Origin of the sequence: Methylobacterium aquaticum (genome assembly GCF_016804325.1) — a bacterium.
GTDB lineage: Bacteria > Pseudomonadota > Alphaproteobacteria > Rhizobiales > Beijerinckiaceae > Methylobacterium > Methylobacterium aquaticum_C.
In genome coordinates this window covers 4,680,202-4,695,115 of sequence record NZ_CP043627.1, presented here as the reverse complement: position 1 = coordinate 4,695,115, position 14,914 = coordinate 4,680,202, and the positions used below count along the sequence as shown (strand labels likewise).

General features: G+C 70.5%; 14 protein-coding genes. 11 read left to right on the top strand and 3 right to left on the bottom strand.

Annotated elements, in window-relative coordinates:
• The first annotated feature begins 60 nt into the window (after window positions 1-60).
• Genes gnd through pgl form a run of 3 tightly spaced genes read left to right on the top strand, consistent with a single transcriptional unit; the run spans window position 61 to window position 3,271 of the window.
• On the top strand, window positions 61-1,035 hold the full coding sequence (gnd, locus tag F1D61_RS21410; protein WP_203153991.1) for a phosphogluconate dehydrogenase (NAD(+)-dependent, decarboxylating): 975 nt from the start codon (window positions 61-63) through the stop codon (window positions 1,033-1,035).
• Window positions 1,032-2,564: a glucose-6-phosphate dehydrogenase gene (gene zwf, locus F1D61_RS21405; RefSeq protein ID WP_203153989.1), complete on the top strand. Its 1,533-nt coding sequence runs from the start codon at window positions 1,032-1,034 to the stop codon at window positions 2,562-2,564. Before gnd ends, zwf begins: the two co-directional genes overlap by 4 nt.
• Window positions 2,561-3,271: a 6-phosphogluconolactonase gene (pgl, locus tag F1D61_RS21400; RefSeq protein WP_203153987.1), complete on the top strand. Its 711-nt coding sequence runs from the start codon at window positions 2,561-2,563 to the stop codon at window positions 3,269-3,271. The genes zwf and pgl overlap by 4 nt, the downstream gene beginning before the upstream one ends.
• Window positions 3,272-3,401: 130 nt before the next feature.
• Here the strand turns inward: pgl and F1D61_RS21395 are convergent, their stop codons facing one another.
• A complete protein-coding gene (locus tag F1D61_RS21395; RefSeq protein ID WP_203153985.1) occupies window positions 3,402-4,487 on the bottom strand; it encodes a 2'-deoxycytidine 5'-triphosphate deaminase in 1,086 nt (361 codons plus the stop codon).
• A gap of 61 nt (window positions 4,488-4,548) precedes the next feature.
• Window positions 4,549-5,070 (bottom strand): hypothetical protein, encoded by a 522-nt coding sequence (locus F1D61_RS21390; protein ID WP_203153983.1) that lies wholly within the window; start codon window positions 5,068-5,070, stop codon window positions 4,549-4,551.
• A 133-nt stretch (window positions 5,071-5,203) separates the two neighbouring features.
• Between F1D61_RS21390 and apaG the strand changes: the two genes are divergently transcribed.
• Window positions 5,204-5,596, top strand: a complete 393-nt coding sequence (gene apaG, locus F1D61_RS21385) for a Co2+/Mg2+ efflux protein ApaG (protein WP_203153981.1) — start codon at window positions 5,204-5,206, stop codon at window positions 5,594-5,596.
• A gap of 893 nt (window positions 5,597-6,489) precedes the next feature.
• Here the strand turns inward: apaG and F1D61_RS21380 are convergent.
• A complete protein-coding gene (locus F1D61_RS21380) occupies window positions 6,490-7,026 on the bottom strand; it encodes a hypothetical protein (RefSeq protein WP_203153972.1) in 537 nt (178 codons plus the stop codon).
• Window positions 7,027-7,359: 333 nt separating this feature from the next.
• On the opposite strand from F1D61_RS21380, the gene F1D61_RS21375 reads away from it, so the two are divergent.
• The 7 genes from F1D61_RS21375 (at window position 7,360) to minE (ending at window position 14,842) form a co-directional block, all read left to right on the top strand.
• Window positions 7,360-7,716 carry a hypothetical protein gene (locus F1D61_RS21375; RefSeq protein ID WP_203153971.1) on the top strand — a complete coding sequence of 119 codons (357 nt, stop codon included), beginning with the start codon at window positions 7,360-7,362 and terminating at the stop codon, window positions 7,714-7,716.
• A 49-nt stretch (window positions 7,717-7,765) separates the two neighbouring features.
• A complete protein-coding gene (locus tag F1D61_RS21370) occupies window positions 7,766-9,160 on the top strand; it encodes a PepSY-associated TM helix domain-containing protein (protein WP_203153969.1) in 1,395 nt (464 codons plus the stop codon).
• A 59-nt stretch (window positions 9,161-9,219) separates the two neighbouring features.
• Window positions 9,220-11,526: a TonB-dependent receptor family protein gene (locus tag F1D61_RS21365; protein ID WP_203153967.1), complete on the top strand. Its 2,307-nt coding sequence runs from the start codon at window positions 9,220-9,222 to the stop codon at window positions 11,524-11,526.
• Window positions 11,527-12,040: 514 nt separating this feature from the next.
• Window positions 12,041-12,865 (top strand): tellurite resistance TerB family protein, encoded by an 825-nt coding sequence (locus F1D61_RS21360; RefSeq protein WP_203153964.1) that lies wholly within the window; start codon window positions 12,041-12,043, stop codon window positions 12,863-12,865.
• Between the two features lie 74 nt (window positions 12,866-12,939).
• Window positions 12,940-13,644, top strand: a complete 705-nt coding sequence (gene minC / locus F1D61_RS21355; RefSeq protein ID WP_203153962.1) for a septum site-determining protein MinC — start codon at window positions 12,940-12,942, stop codon at window positions 13,642-13,644.
• A gap of 116 nt (window positions 13,645-13,760) precedes the next feature.
• Complete coding sequence (gene minD, locus F1D61_RS21350; protein ID WP_203153960.1) at window positions 13,761-14,576, top strand: septum site-determining protein MinD; 816 nt, start codon at window positions 13,761-13,763, stop codon at window positions 14,574-14,576.
• On the top strand, window positions 14,573-14,842 hold the full coding sequence (gene minE, locus F1D61_RS21345) for a cell division topological specificity factor MinE (protein ID WP_109961197.1): 270 nt from the start codon (window positions 14,573-14,575) through the stop codon (window positions 14,840-14,842). Before minD ends, minE begins: the two co-directional genes overlap by 4 nt.
• The last annotated feature ends 72 nt before the right edge of the window (window positions 14,843-14,914 follow it).

The window sequence follows — 14,914 nt, the reverse complement described above, 5'->3', positions numbered from 1 at the left end:
GCAATAGGGCCCCATGCCCACGGGCCGCCGGCCCCGGCCTCGCCGGCGAGGAGTGACACGATGCAACTCGGCATGGTCGGTCTCGGTCGGATGGGCGGCAACATCGTCCGGCGGCTCCTGCGCAACGGGCACAAAGCCGTGGTGTTCGACCAGGATCCCAAGGCCGTGGCGGCCCTGGTGCAGGAGGGCGCAATCGGCGCCGACAGCCTCGAGGATTTCGTCGCGAAGCTGGACGTGCCGCGCACCGCCTGGGTGATGCTGCCGGCGGGCGACCCGACCGAAGTGACGGTGATGAAGATCGCCGGCCTGATGCAGCCGGACGACGTCATCATCGATGGCGGCAACTCGTTCTACAAGGACGACATCCGCCGCGCCGCCGCCCTCGACGAAAAAGGCCTGCACTACGTCGATGTCGGCACCTCCGGCGGTGTCTGGGGCCTCGAGCGCGGCTACTGCATGATGATCGGCGGCCACAAGGCGGCGGTCGACCGGCTCGACCCGATCTTCAAGACGCTCGCGCCGGGCCTCGGCGAGGTGACGCGCACCCCGGGCCGCGACGGCCGCGATCCCCGCGCCGAGCACGGCTACATCCATGCCGGCCCGAGCGGCGCCGGCCACTTCGTCAAGATGATCCATAACGGCATCGAGTACGGCCTGATGCAGGCCTATGCCGAGGGCTTCGACATCCTCAAGCACGCCAATTCCTCGGAATTGCCGGAGGCGCAGCGCTTCGACCTCAATATCGGCGACATCGCCGAGGTCTGGCGCCGGGGCAGCGTGGTCTCGTCCTGGCTCCTCGACCTCACCGCCACGGCGCTGGCCGGCGACGAGAATCTCGACGCCTTCTCGGGCCACGTCGCCGATTCCGGCGAGGGCCGCTGGACGCTGAACGCCGCGATCGAGGAGGCCGTCCCGGCCCACGTTCTGTCCGCCGCGCTCTACGCCCGCTTCCGCTCGCGCCAGGAGGCGACCTACGCCGACAAGCTGCTCTCGGCGATGCGCAAGGGCTTCGGCGGCCACCAGGAGCTGAAATGACCTCGTCCATGGCCGAGGGGGCCGCGCCCCCGCCCGCCTGCACGCTCGTGATCTTCGGGGCGACCGGCGACCTCACCCACCGGCTCTTGATGCCGGCCTTGTACAATCTCGGCCGCTGGGGCCTCCTGCCGAAAGACTTCTCGGTGATCGGCGTCAGCCGGTCGGAGATGTCGTCCGAGGAATTCCGCTCCGAGCTGAGCGAGACCGTGCGCGGCTTCATCACCGCCAAGGGCGGTGAGGCCGGCGGCGGCGCGTTCGACGAGGGGGTGTGGACCGACCTCGTCGGGCGGGTCCATTACCGCTCGGGCGACCTGTCGGAATCGGCCTCGTTCGAGGCGCTGAAGGGCACCATCGCCGACATCTCGGGCAAGCAGGACGGCGGCAACGTCCTGTTCTACCTCGCGGTCGCCGCCGGCCTGTTCGGGCCGACCATCGCCAAGCTCGGCGAGGCCGGGCTGACCGAACAGGGTGAGGATCGCTGGCGCCGGGTCATCATCGAGAAGCCGTTCGGCCACGACCTCCCGTCCGCCGAAAAGCTCGATGCCGACATCCTGAAGGTCCTGTCCGAGGACCAGATCTTCCGCATCGACCACTTCCTCGGCAAGGAGACGGTGCAGAACATCATGGCGTTCCGGTTCGGCAACGGCCTGTTCGAGCCGCTGTGGAACCGCGACCACATCGACCACGTGCAGATCACCGTCGCCGAGACCGTCGGCGTCGAGGGACGGGGGAAGTTCTACGAGGCCACCGGCGCGCTGCGCGACATGGTGCCGAACCACCTGTTCCAGCTCTACACCCTGGTGGCGATGGAGCCGCCGATCTCGTTCGAGGCCGAGGCCGTCCGCGACAAGAAGGAGGAGGTGCTGCTCGCCACCCCCTCGGCCAAGGTCGAGGATGCGGTGCGGGGCCGTTACACGGCCGGCGAGGTCCAGGGGAAGGCGGTCAGGGATTACCGCGAGGAACCGGACGTCGCCGCCGACAGCGACACCGAGACCTTCGTGGCCCTCAGGCTCGGCATCGACAACTGGCGCTGGGCCGGGGTGCCGTTCTACCTGCGTACCGGCAAGGCGATGACCCGGCGCGACACCGAGATCGCCATCCGCTTCAAGCAGGCGCCGCTCTCGCTGTTCAAGGGCACCAACGTGCATGAGGACGTGCCGAACTGGCTGGTGCTGCAATTGCAGCCCGACGAGGGCATCTCCCTGCAATTCGGCGCCAAGATCCCGGGCCCGGCGGTGCGGCTCGGCAGCGTCGACATGCGGTTCTGCTACAAGGACTACTTCAAGACCGAGCCGAGCACCGGCTACGAGACCCTGATCTACGACGCGATGATCGGCGACCCGACGCTGTTCCAGCGCGCCGACATGATCGAGGCCGGCTGGCGCATCGTCCAGCCGATCCTCGACGCGGCGGCGTCGGGCAAGTTGGAAACCCTGCCCTACGAGGCCGGCAGCGCCGGGCCGGAGGCGGCCGGCGAGCTTCTGACCCGCGAGGGCCGGGCCTGGCGCTCGCTGGAGCACGGGTCATGACCGGCCGTCGCGAGGTACTGCCCGATCCCGACGCGGTCGCCCGGGCGGCGGCCGGGCGGCTGGTCGCGGTGGCGGGGGCGAAGGCGGGCCGGGTCGGGATCTGCCTGTCGGGCGGCTCGACCCCGAAGCTCCTGTACCGGCTGCTCGCCGGGCCGGAGTTTCGCGACCGCCTCCCCTGGGGGCGCCTGCACTGGTTCTTCGGCGACGAGCGCGTCGGGGACCGGCCGGAGGCCGGCAGCAACCGGCGCCTGGCCGAGGAGGCGTTCGGGGATCTCGTCCCCGACGGCCACCTGCACCCGATCCCGACCGACCGCACCCCGCAGGCCTGCGCCGAGGCCTACGCTTCGGCGTTGCAGACCTGGTACGGGGCCGACCGGCTCGCCCCCGCCCGGCCGCTCTTCGACCTCGTGCTCCTCGGCCTCGGCGAGGACGGCCACACCGCCTCGCTGTTTCCGGGCAAGCCCGAGGCGCGGGAGGGGGAGGCCTGGGTGGTGGCGGTGCCGGAGGCGGGGCTTGCCCCCTTCGTGCCGCGGGTGAGCCTGACCCTGCCGGCGCTCGCTGCCACGCCGCTGATGCTGTTCCTGGTCACCGGCGCGGGCAAGCGGGCGCCGCTCGCCCGGATCGCTTCCGGCGAGGACCTGCCGGCGGGCCACGCCAGGGCCCGGGGCGAGACTTTGTGGCTGCTCGACGAGGCCGCGGCGGGCTGACGGGTAGGCCGTCAGTGGAGAAAGCGGCCTCCCAGGGCGCGAATGGGGCGCAGGACCCGTCGCGGCAATCGTCTCGACGGGCCCGATCGCACTGCGCCCCCGGTCCCGGGACAATCGCCTGGTGCGAGGGTCAGATGAAGTGCTTCGAGAGCTTCAGCCCCTGCGCCTGGTAGTTCGAGCCGGCGGCGCTGCCGTAGAGGGCGGCCGGGCGCTGGGCCATGCGCTCGTAGACGAGGCGGCCGACGATCTGGCCGTCCTCCAGCATGAACGGCACGTCGCGGGAGCGCACCTCGAGCACTGCGCGGGCGCCGGTGCCGCCGGCCTCGGCATGGCCGAAACCGGGATCGAAGAAGCCCGCGTAATGGACCCGGAACTCGCCCACCAGGGGATCGAACGGCACCATCTCGGCGGCGAAATCCGGCGGCACCTGCACCGCCTCCTTCGAGGCCAGGATGTAGAACTGGCCCGGATCGAGGATCAGGGTGCCGGAGCCGTCGGCCCGCAGAGGCTCCCAGAACTCCGCTGCCGGATAGGAGCGCGGCCGGTCGACGTCGACGAGGCCGGTATGGCGCTTGGCGCGGTAGCCGATCAGCCCGTCGAAACCCGAGAGGTCGACCGAGACCGCGACGCCGCCCTGGAACGAGGGATCGGACGAATCGACCAGCGGGGTCGCCGCATGCAGGCGCGCGAGCGCGGCATCGTCGAGCCGCACCGCGCCGCGGCGGAAGCGCAGCTGCGACAGGCGCGAGCCGGTGCGGACCAGCACCGGGAAGGTGCGCGGCGAGATCTCGGCGAAGAGCGGCCCGGCATAGCCGGCCTCGACCATGTCGAATTCCCGCGCCTGGTCGGTGATGACACGGGTGAACACGTCGATCCGCCCGGTCGAGCTTTTGGGATTCGCGCTCGCGGCGAGGTCCGGCGGCAGGGCCAGGCCCTCCTGGAGCTCGGCGATGTAGACGCAGCCGGTCTCCAGCACCGCGCCCTGGCGCAGGTCGATCTCGTGCAGCTTCAGCTTGTCGAGGCAGGCGGCGACGTCGCGGGTACGCCCCGGCAGGAAGCTCGCCCGCACCCGCCACGCCCGGTTGCCCAAGCGCAGGTCGAGGCTCGCCGGCTGGACCTGGTCGTCCGCGAAGGGGCTGGCGGGCCGGATAATTCCGGCATCGGCCAGCGCCACGATGCTCTCCGCCGATTGAATCCCGTCCTCGAGCTTCACCATGACCCGTCCATCCTCGAAGGGGATATTGTCGTAGGCCAGGGTTTCGATGAGGTGAAGAGCCCTACGTCTCGTCGCGCACCCCCCGCATCACCGCGACCGCGAGGCTCGCCCGGGCGATCGCCCCCATGGCGGTGAGGCCGGCAAGCGCGCTGGCGATCGGCGGCAGCCGGTCGGGCCACAGGATCAGGGCGGCGAAGGCGAGGGCTGCGAGGAGGTCGGCGCCCCGCCCGCCTGCGAGGATCAGCGAGTGCAGGTCGAGGCCCGGAAGCGCCGTTCCGGTCCGGGCCGCCGCCCAGGCGGCGAGCCGCGCCCCCGCGATCTCGAGAAGGAGCGCGAGAACGAGCGCCGCCGCCGGCCCGCCGGGCGCCCGCCACGCCAGCGCCAGGGCGAGGGCGATGCGGATCCAGGGCCCCTCCCCCGCCAGGCCCCGATGCGCCGCGAAGAGCGTCAGCCCGCACCAGAGGGCGAGGAGCGCGAGGGCGACGGGATCGGCACCGAGCGCCAGGGCCGCCGCGGCGGCGAGGCCCGCGACGGCTGTGGACGGGCGAGGAAGCCGGATCGATGGACTTCTGGTGGGACTCATGGAGGGAACGGGCGCGCCTCGTGCAGGATTACCGACCGCGGTCGGCGGCGATTGACGATCCGGAAGGCCGGACGTACCACGACCCCCGTCGGCCGTCGCGCTTGCCCGCGGGGCCGCCAGCGGAGGTTCCCTGATGTACAAGGCAGAGACCCGCGGCATCAGCGTGTCCGTGCAGCCGCGCTTCGTCGAGGAGGAATCCTCGCCCGACAGCGGACGCTACTTCTTCGCCTATACGGTGGAGATCACCAACAACGGCAGCGAGCAGGTGCAACTGCGCTCCCGCCACTGGCGCATCGTCGACGGTCGCGGCGAGATGCAGGAGGTGCGCGGTGCCGGCGTCGTCGGCAAGCAGCCGGTGCTCGGCCCCGGCGAGTCGTTCAGCTACACCAGCGGCTGCCCCCTCACGACGCCCGACGGCACGATGGAGGGGACCTACACCATGGCAACCGCCGACGGCGACAGCTTCGAGGCGGCGATCCCCGCCTTCTCGCTCGATTCGCCGCATGTGCGCCGGGTGATGCACTGAGCAGACTTGCGCCGGCAGGCCAACGCTTCGTCCGATCAGGTTCTCGTTTCGTCGCAGAAAATGCGGCGAAATCAAAGGCCTGGAGAGCTTCGCGATTGCAGCGCGACCGTGAATTGCTCTAAAACAGTGCTTGGTTGCGTTGCGCACCGACGTGACAGTGACTTGAAGTCTGCCGGTCCTGGGGCCCTACCCACCCACGGCACCATCCCGAGTTCGCGGGTGGGAAGGGCCGAAGCAACACGTAAACGGGCCTGTCATGTACCGTGACGCTATAATCAGGCGCTGGTCCGGAGCATTGACCTGTCCGATATCAATGACGACGCGTTGATCCCAGTCTGCATCGCCGCCGGCTGCTGTGATGATGCGGCGGCATTCGCGCGGGGTGCAGCAGCGCCTCGATCCTGGCAAATGCCTGCTCGATCGAATTAAAGTCGGGCGAGTAGGCGGGCCCGGGCGAGTTCCGCATCCCTACCGCCGCGGCCACCTCGCACGGCCCCGCCGCTGAGCCGCTTCGGATTTGACGGAGGCTGCGTGTCCTGGGTCGGGCGACCGAGGCTTGGCCGCCGACATGAGCATGATCGCGCGCTTCGGGCTCGGCGGGAGGGAGATAACCGACCGACGGCTCGATGCCGGCTCCAGCCGAGGGCTCGGTGTGCCGTAGAGCCAAGGAATGCGAGCCGCGCCGAGTGTTGCACCAGCCCCGCCGTCCCGACCAAGAAAACGGGACTGGTCGCTTCGTCACGGCTCCATCCGCTCGGAAGCTGCAGCCTCTGGCAAACCCGGGTCGGTTCACGGCCGGCAGAGAGAGGGGGTCTCGCGCGCCAGTTGCCGTCCCCGGATCGCGCGCAGCCCGCTTCGTCTCGGAGGCAATCCGAGAGAGCCCGCCTCCCCCGTCAGGCGATACGCCGAAGCCGCAGCGCGGGCGGTCGCGGCACGGCCGGTCCCGAGCCGGCCTCCGCCTGCCGCAGGCGCTGCAGCCAGTCGAGGGCGCTGCGGGCGGCTTCCTCCGCCTGGCGCGCCCGGGCCTCGGCCGCCTCGATCATCGCAGCTGCCCGTAGCTCTGCCGCGCGCGCCCGGCCTTCGGCCGCCTCGACCCGCGCCTCCGCCTCGGCCTCCCGCGCGGCCGCCTCGTCGAGCCGCCGATGCGCGCTGCGCAGCAGCGCCTGGGCCTGCGCCTCGCGCTGGCGGACCTGAGAAGCCGCGACCCCGGGCGTGCCCGGCTCATGCGCGGCTTTCCGCACATGCGCGATCAGCGCGTCCCAATCCCGCGGCGACGAGGCGCCGTCGACCGGCGTCAATCCCTCGCGCTCGTTCATGGCCCCGACCGACTGGATCACCTCGCCGAGATTGGCAACGAAGCTCTGCTCGAGCCAATCGCACTCGCTGCTCGGCCGTGTCGCGCGGATGCTCCCGAAGACGTCGAGTCCCATGACCTGTGTCCCGCCGGCCGCATCGGGCCACTGGTGAACGTTGAGTCCGACGATCGACGATCAGAGTTAATTCCCGGTTAAGCAACAAAACGGAGTCGAGGTGCCGCTGGGTTTCCCGGGATGTATTGGCATTCCTGATTGCGTCGTCATCGCGAATACAGGGATGGGGCATGATGCCGAGGCGGCGTTGCAGATACTGCCCCGGATCATCGATTCCGCATCCGGCCCGATGGCTCGTGCGGGGAACGCGGCACCACCCGCCGGAAATTCGTCTCCGCCGCCGCCTTCGTCATTGACGCAATCGGGCCGGCCGGCCTACCTCGCCTCATGCGCGTGAACCTGCCGACACGGTCGATCGGTCGCGCGACCATCGCGGTGGTCGCGCTCTACGCGCTGTGCCTGCAGGTGCTGCTCGGTGCGCTGGCCCCCGTGCCGGCCCAGGCGGCCTCATGGCCGGTGATCTGTCATTACGACGGGACGGACGGGGCGCCGCAGGCCGTCCCACGTTGCGCCCTGGCGTGCTGCGTCGCGGCCCACCACGTCGCCCTCGCCGCACCGGTCCTGCTCGCCTTCGGGATCGCCTGGGACGATCCCATCCCGGCCGACCGTTTCCCGCCCGCCATCGACGAGAGCCCGGCCCGGGCCCCGCCCGACACCCATGCCAGCCCCCGAGGACCGCCGCAGGCCTGATCGCGCCCTCATCCGCCCGATCGGTCGCCCTCCCGGATCCTCAGGTCCCATGACCCTCCCTTCCTCCGCCGCCCTCCCGGGGCGCGCGCGCCTGCGTGATGCCGTCCATCGCGCGGTGTGGCGCTGGCATTTCTATGCCGGCCTCCTCTGCCTGCCGTTCCTGATCCTCCTGTCGGTCACCGGCTCGGTCTACCTGTTCAAGGACGAGATCAACCGCACGCTTTTTTCCCATCGCATCCTCGTGCCGGTGCGGGCGACGCCGCCCCTGTCGCCGGAGCGGCTGGTCTTCATCGCCGCCGATGCGGTGCCGGATGCCCGGCCGACCACCTATGCGAGCCCGGAGGCGCCCGACCGCTCGAGCGTCGTCACCATGGTGGGCCCCTCGGGAAAGACCCTCGTCTATCTCGACCCCTATGACGGCGCCGTTCTCGACCGGGTCGGGCGCAACGACGAGGCGATGATGGTGGTGCGCCGGCTGCACAGCCTGGCGATGTTCGGGCCGGTGGCGAACGGGCTGATTGAGGTCGTCGCCGGCTTCACGCTGATCCTGGTGCTCAGCGGGATCTACCTGTGGTGGCCGCGCAGGCGTGGCGGCGGGCAAGGGGGTGGGCAAGGGGGCGGAATCGTCTCGGTGCGCGGCACGCCGGGCAAGCGGGTGTGGTGGCGCGACCTGCACGCCGTCACCGGCTTTGCCGCCGGGGCCGGCCTGTTCTTCCTCGCCGCCACCGGCCTGCCCTGGTCGATCCTGTGGGGCGACCAGTTCCGGGCGGTGTCGAACCGGGCAGGCCTCGGCCAGCCGACCGCGCTCTGGGCCGGATTGCCGGTCTCGACGGTGCCGATGGGCGCGGTGCTCGACCAGACCGGCTGGGCGCTCGAGGATGCGCCGCTGCCGCGCTCGGACGCCCGCGACGGGGTGCCGATCGGCATCGACCGGGCGGCCGCGATCCTGAGCGGTCTCGGCATGCCGGCCGGCTACGAGCTCGCCTTGCCGGAGGGGCCGGCGGGAGTCTACGCCGCCGCCGCCTATCCGCGCGACGTCACCCGCCAGCGGATGATCTCCCTCGACCAGTATACGGGTCAGCCGCTGGTCAACGTGCGGTTCGGCGACATCGGGATCGTCGGGCGCGGGATCCAGTACGGGATCGGGCTGCACAAGGGCGAGGTCGCCGGGCGGCTCAACCAGTTCCTGATGCTGGCCTTCTGCCTCGCGACGATCCTGCTCGCGGTGACCGCTGCGGTGATGTGGCGGAAGCGCCGCCCCAAGGGCCGCCTCGGCGTGCCGGCCTGGCCCGACGACCGCCGGGCGGTCGGGGCCGTCACCGGGCTCGTCGTCGCGTTCGGGATCGTCTTTCCCCTCACCGGGCTGGCGATCCTCGCGATGATCGCCCTCGATGCCGCGTTCCTCGGCCTGCGCCGCGGGTTCCGTCGCCCCGCGACGGCCTGACGCCCACCGGCTTGCCGGCGCTGACCGCGCCGCCCCTCCCATTCCACGAGATTCCTCTGATGCCGTCCCTCCCCGGTCCCGGCCTGCGTCCCCGCGCGCTCGCCCTCCTCCTCACGCTGGCCCCCTCCGCCGCCCTGTCGCAGGGCGCACCCGACACCATCGCCCTCGACGAGATCTCCGTGGCGGGATCCGGCGCGGCCCTCAGACCGGCCTTCGGCGTCGCCGCGCCGCCCGGCGCGGCCCCGAGCGTGATCGAGCACCCGGTCGGCGAGATCGTCACGGCAATCGGCCGGCAGGACGTGATCGCCAACCGGCCGGCGACCAGCATCGGCCAGGTCCTCGTCAACAGCCCCGGCGTCACCGTGCGCCAGGGCAACGGGCCGCGCGACGTGGTGGTGTCGATCCGCGGCAACAACGCCCGCTCGACTGGCGTCGTCAAGAACATGGTGGTGCTGGAGGACGGCTTCGTCATGACGCAGCCCGACGGCGCCTCGCGCTTCGACCTCACCGATCCGCGGGCCTATTCCAGGGTCGACGTCTTCCGCGGGCCGCAATCCGCGTTGTTCGGCAACTACGCCACCGGCGGTGCGCTCGCCTTCCGCACCCGCACCGGACGCGAGATCGACGGCTACGAGATCGGCGTCGATGCCGGCAGCTTCGGCACCCTGAACAACTACTTCACGGTCGGCGGCGTGAGCGGCCCCGCCGAGATCAGCCTGTTTGCCAGCGATTACCGCCTCAACGGCTACCAGGACCATGCCAGCGCCAATACCCAGACCGTCAACCTGCTGGCGAGCTACACGCCGACCCCGGACAACCGCTTCACCCTGAAGGTCGTCAACAACACCCTCGACGCCGACCTTCCGGCCCGCTCCTCGCTGGCGCAATACCGGATCAACCCCTACCAGCGCGGCTGCGCGGCGGCGGCCACCGCGGCGCCCGGCTGCACCACCTTCAACCTCTTCGGCAACGGCGCCTTCGGCGCCATGGTGCCGGTGACGGCCGACGAGGGCGCCTTCGGCCGCAAGGACCGGCGCACGATCATCGCCGGCCGCTGGGAGCACGACATCGACGCCAACACCACCTGGCGCACGCAAATCGGCTTCGACGAGCGCAACTTCAACCAGCCGTTCTACACCTCGTCCTCGCGCGGCAGCTATCCGTCCTACACGATCCTCTCCGACATCACCCATCGCACCGAGCTGTTCGGGCTGCCGACGGTCGGCTACGCGGCCCTGTCCTACAGCGCCATCGACAACCACATCGCCCTGTACAACCGGGCGCCCTATGGCGGCCCGCGCCTCGGCGCGCTGACCAGCAACCAGGAGGCGGTGCAGTCGAATCTCGGCGGCCGGGCCCGGGCCGAAATCGCCCTGTCGGAGCGCTGGACCGGCGTGCTCGGCGTCTCGGCCGAGAACACCTGGCTCAAGGGCCGCACCCTCACCTACGCGTATTCCGCCGCCGGCATGCGGACGGCGGTCGCCGACATCGACCGCAGCTTCCTCAACGTGGCGCCGGAACTCGCCCTGGTCTACCGGCCCGATCCGGCATGGGCGTTCCGCGGCCGCGTCGCCACCGGCTACGCGACGCCGGCCGCGAGCGCGCTGTTCGTGACGCCGGCCGGCGTGCCGGGCAACAACACCGACCTGCGCACCCAGACCAATCTCGGTGTCGATCTCGGCGCCGACTGGTCGCCCCTGCCCGATTTGCGGCTGAGCCTGACCGGGTTCTACGAGTTTTTTCGCAACGAGCTCGTCACCCAGTCGCCGGGAGCGGGCCTGCTCAGCTACACCTTCAACGCCCCGGCCTCCGAGCATCGCGGCATCGAGGCGGGGGCGGAATGGGCCTTCTCCCCCGGCTGGCGGGCGGTTGCGGCCTACAGCCTCAACGACCAGTTCTATACCCGCTACGTCGAGCAACTGAGCGCCGGCAGCCTGACCGCCCGGTTCGACCGGGCCGGGCGCCTGATCCCCGGCGTGCCGGCCCACCAGCTCCTCGCCCGGATCGGCTACGACCAGCCGTCGGGACCGCTGAAGGGCCTCGGCGCCTTCGTCGAGGCGGTCTACCAGGACGGCTTCTTCCTCGACAACGCCAACCTGCTCAAGGCGCCGGGCTACGCGATCGTCAACGCCAACGTCCACTACGACACCGACCTGATCGGTGCTTACGCCAAGCGCCTGAGCCTCTACGTCGAGGTGCGCAACATCCTCGACACGACGTACATCGCCTCGGCCCAGCCCCTGGCGAACTCGATCAGCGCCGTGACCGGCTTGCAGAACGGGGCCGGCGTGCTCGCGACCACCACCGGCTCGATCTTCGCTGGCGCGCCGCGGAGCGTCGTCGGGGGGATGAAGCTGACCTTTTGACGGACCGTTCGATCAGCGGGGCGAAACCGGGAACCTGCTGGGTTCGCCCCGCCGATCTGGCACCCTCCGGTCATTCCGGAGCCGCGCAGCGAAACTCGGGATCCGGAATCACAGTATTATCAAATTAAATCGTGAATATTATACGTTTGTAATCCCCTTAACAGAAATCGAATCAGGCAACATCGTATATCAATCTGCGCACATGCCGACATCTTTCCAAGTCATCCCTGGATTTGATGACGTTGAAAAAACTCGGGGTCCACAACGGCTGAGGCCGCAGAACGAGGTGGTCAGCGACACCACGCACGGGGACATGACTCCTCTCTGCCCACGGGAGAGAGGATCCAGCGCTTGATTCCTTGAGGGTTTTCCCCGGACGATCCCGCCCTCGTGGGAAGGGTGAAGCGTCATAGTCTACAACGACTTGGATTTCAGGGGCGTCGTGCGAATCGGCAGGCCCTTGCGGCAGCGCCCCTGCACCCCATCTCGTCGACTCGTACCGGAGGGAGCCCCGATGTTCGACGCCAAGCGCCTGCTCGACCAGTTCCTCGGCGGCTCCGGCCGGGGCGGGTCCTTCGGCGGCCATCCCGGCCCATCGTCCTACGGCCAAGGCGGGTACGGGCACGCGCCCTCCCCCCTCGAACAGGTCGCCCGGTCCCTCGGCGGCGGGGGCGGCAAGGCGGCGATCCTCGGCGGCCTCGCCTCGCTGGTCCTCGGCAGCCGGCGCGGCGGCGGGGGGTTCGGGATGCCCGGCGGGTTGGGCGGAGGCGGGTTGAGCGGAGGAATGGGCGCCGGGCGCGCCGGCGGCCTCGCCCTCATCGCCACCCTGGCGTACCAGGCCTACCAGAGCTGGCAGGCGAACCAGGGCCAGCGCGGCGGCGCCGCACCCGCACGGGCTGGCGGCTTCATTCCCTCCGCCGACGATGCGGCCCGGATGCTCGGCGGCACGCGCTTCGCGGTCGCCTCGCCGGCCGACGAGGAGGACCGCTCCCGCGCGCTCCTGATCGCGATGATCACCGCCGCCAAGGCCGACGGCCACATCGATCCGGAGGAGCAGAGCCGCATTTTCGGCGAGATGGACCGCCACGCTCTCGATGCCGACGACAAGGCCTTCCTGATGGATGCCCTGCGCGCGCCCGTGGACGTCGAGGCGGTGGCGCGCCTCGCCCGCAACCCGGAACAGGCGAGCGAGATCTACGCCGCCTCCCTGATGGCGATCAGCGTCGACACGCCCCAGGAGCGGGCCTATCTCGACCACCTCGCCCGCAGCCTTCGGCTGGAACCGGGGTATGCGCGCCACATCGAAGCCACGCTGGCCTCGGCCTCCGCGCAAAGATGAACACTTCCTTACCGCCGTTAACCATTCGCTAACCATCGAGCGCGCCTGATGGGCTGGTAACGAGTCGTAAAGACGTGACCAGCCAGACCCAAACCCGCCCGCCGATTCGCTTCCGTGGCCGCTCGTTCCTGGCGGTCGTGTTGGCACCCGAGGCGCCGATCGAGGATTGGCTCGCCGACCTCGACGCCCTTGCCAGGCGCTCTCCGGCCTTCTTCGCCGGCCGCGCCGTGATCCTCGACGTGACGGCCCTGGCGCCGAGCCGGGACGCGCTCAAGGACCTGGTGACCGCCCTCAACGCCCGCGAGATCCCGATCATGGGGATCGAGGGCGCGGGAGCGGGCTCGCTCGGACCCGGGATGCCGCCGCCGCTCAACGGCGGCCGTCCCTCCGGCGAGGTGGCGATGCCCGGCGAGGCGCCGGCCGCCGCCCCGGTCGAGCGGGTGACGGGCGCGAAGTCGCTGATGCTGGAGAGCCCCGTGCGCTCCGGCCAGGCGATCCTGTTCCCCGAGGGCGACGTGACCGTGATGGGCTCGGTGGCCTCCGGCGCCGAGGTCATCGCCGGCGGCTCGATCCACATCTACGGGGCCTTGCGGGGCCGTGCCATCGCGGGGGCCGCCGGCTCGCCGGGCGCGCGCATCTTCTGCCGCAAGTTCGAGCCCGAACTGCTCGCCATCGACGGCCTCTACCGCACCGCCGACGACCTCGACCCGACCCTGCGCGGCCGCGCCGTCCAGGTCTGGCTCGACGGCGACTCGATGCGCACCGCCGCGCTCGACTGACAACACCGCTCCGGGGGCCCCGCGGCAACGATCCGCGGACGGGGCGAGACTCAAGAAAACACACGCAGCGGCCGCGCCGGCCGCGACTTCCGACAGCAAACGATCAAGGGGGATCCATGGCCAAGGTCATCGTGGTGACATCCGGCAAGGGAGGGGTGGGCAAGACCACCACGACGGCGGCCTTGGGGGCCGCCCTGGCCAAGACCGGCCAGAGCGTCTGCGTCGTCGACTTCGACGTGGGCCTGCGCAACCTCGACCTCATCATGGGCGCCGAGCGCCGGGTCGTCTACGATCTCATCAACGTCGTCCAGGGCGACGCCAAGCTGCCCCAGGCGCTGATCCGCGACAAGCGCATCGACACGCTCTCGCTGCTGCCCGCCTCGCAGACCCGCGACAAGGACGCGCTCACCGACGAGGGCGTCGCCCGCGTCGTCGGCGAGTTGCGCGAGAAGTTCGACTGGATCATCTGCGACAGCCCGGCCGGCATCGAGCGCGGGGCGACGCTCGCCATGCGCCACGCCGACATCGCGGTGGTCGTGACCAACCCCGAGGTCTCCTCGGTGCGCGATTCCGACCGGATCATCGGGCTGCTCGATTCCAAGACCGAGCGCGCCGAGAAGGGCGAGCGGCTGGAGAAGCACCTGATCCTCACCCGCTACGACCCCAACCGGGCCGAGCGCGGCGAGATGCTGAAGATCGACGACGTCCTGGAGATCCTGTCGATCCCGCTCCTCGCCGTGATCCCGGAGAGCGAGGAGGTGCTGAAGGCCTCGAACCTCGGCAGCCCCGTGACGCTGAACGCGCCCCAGAGCGCGCCGGCCCGGGCCTATGCCGACGCCGTGCGCCGCCTGAAGGGCGAGACCGTGCCGATGACCGTGCCGAGCGACAAGCGCTCGCTCCTGGGCAAGCTGTTCACCCGGAGGGCGGCATGAACCTGCTGAGCTTCCTGTCGCGGCGCGGGACGGCGCCGGTGGCGCGCGAGCGCCTTCAGATCCTGCTGGCCCACGAGCGCACCGCCTTCGGCCGCTCGGACCTGGTGGCGATCCTGCGCGAGGAGATCCTGGCGGTGATCGCCAAGCACGTCGCCATCGACCAGGAGAAGGTGAAGGTGACGATGGAGCGGGGCGACGCCGTCTCGACCCTCGGCGTCGACATCGAGCTTCCCGACAACAAGGTCGCGCGGCTCGCCAGCGCGTGACAGCCCCGGCAGATTTCGCAAAGGCGACCGCCGGTTTTGCGACGAAAATCTGCGATGCGACGGGAGCCTGAG

Excerpts from the sequence above, each read along its gene's own strand:
- zwf (WP_203153989.1), top strand. The coding sequence starts at position 1,032 with ATGACCTCGTCCATGGCCGAGGGGGCCGCGCCCCCGCCCGCCTGCACG.
- F1D61_RS21390 (WP_203153983.1), bottom strand. The coding sequence starts at position 5,070 with ATGAGTCCCACCAGAAGTCCATCGATCCGGCTTCCTCGCCCGTCCACA.
- F1D61_RS21380 (WP_203153972.1), bottom strand. The coding sequence starts at position 7,026 with ATGGGACTCGACGTCTTCGGGAGCATCCGCGCGACACGGCCGAGCAGC.
- minE (WP_109961197.1), top strand. The coding sequence starts at position 14,573 with ATGAACCTGCTGAGCTTCCTGTCGCGGCGCGGGACGGCGCCGGTGGCG.
- F1D61_RS21365 (WP_203153967.1), top strand. The coding sequence starts at position 9,220 with ATGCCGTCCCTCCCCGGTCCCGGCCTGCGTCCCCGCGCGCTCGCCCTC.
- apaG (WP_203153981.1), top strand. The coding sequence starts at position 5,204 with ATGTACAAGGCAGAGACCCGCGGCATCAGCGTGTCCGTGCAGCCGCGC.
- minD (WP_203153960.1), top strand. The coding sequence starts at position 13,761 with ATGGCCAAGGTCATCGTGGTGACATCCGGCAAGGGAGGGGTGGGCAAG.
- pgl (WP_203153987.1), top strand. The coding sequence starts at position 2,561 with ATGACCGGCCGTCGCGAGGTACTGCCCGATCCCGACGCGGTCGCCCGG.
- F1D61_RS21360 (WP_203153964.1), top strand. The coding sequence starts at position 12,041 with ATGTTCGACGCCAAGCGCCTGCTCGACCAGTTCCTCGGCGGCTCCGGC.
- gnd (WP_203153991.1), top strand. The coding sequence starts at position 61 with ATGCAACTCGGCATGGTCGGTCTCGGTCGGATGGGCGGCAACATCGTC.
- F1D61_RS21370 (WP_203153969.1), top strand. The coding sequence starts at position 7,766 with ATGACCCTCCCTTCCTCCGCCGCCCTCCCGGGGCGCGCGCGCCTGCGT.
- F1D61_RS21395 (WP_203153985.1), bottom strand. The coding sequence starts at position 4,487 with ATGGTGAAGCTCGAGGACGGGATTCAATCGGCGGAGAGCATCGTGGCG.